Origin of the sequence: Staphylococcus sp. EG-SA-17, from assembly GCF_017151845.1 — a bacterium.
Lineage (GTDB): Bacteria > Bacillota > Bacilli > Staphylococcales > Staphylococcaceae > Staphylococcus > Staphylococcus aureus.
The window spans coordinates 1-563 of record NZ_JACVZO010000076.1; the positions used below are offsets into that span (position 1 = coordinate 1).

Genomic DNA, 563 nt, shown 5'->3' on the forward strand with positions numbered 1-563 from the left:
CCATTTTTAGTTCAAAAAATATATGGTGTTTCGCCATTACACTTTAGTTGGATGTTTGCAGGAGTGGGAATCACACTTATTATTGCGAGTCAGATTGCTGGAAAATTAGTAGACTATTTTCACCCACAAGTGCTACTACGTGCATTTACAATTATCCAAATCATTGGCGTTGTGATTGTGTCATTAACATTAATAAATCATTGGCATTTTGCGTTATTAGTTATAGGTTTTATCGTTTTAGTGGCACCTGTTACAGGCGTCGCGACATTAGGATTTTCAATTGCAATGGAAGAACGTACAACCGGAAGCGGGAGCGCATCAAGTTTATTGGGATTATTACAATCTTTATTAGGTGGCCTTGTGACACCACTTGTTAATCTAAAAGGTGAATATAACATTATGCCTTATATCATTATTATTAGTCTCACAGCAATTTTACTTATCATTTTACAATTATTAAATATTAAAGTATTTAAGCATGACAAAGTATAAAAGAAATTAAATTAATTACTATGCTATGATGAAATAATTAAATACAGTATCAAATTGAAGAAGCCATTAAT

At 31.8% G+C, this 563-nt stretch carries 1 pseudogene; it reads left to right on the forward strand.

Annotation, left to right across the window (positions count from 1 at the left end):
• Positions 1-492: pseudogene (locus IDG65_RS14125) on the forward strand (Bcr/CflA family drug resistance efflux transporter); the annotation flags it as partial.
• Positions 493-563 lie beyond the last annotated feature (71 nt).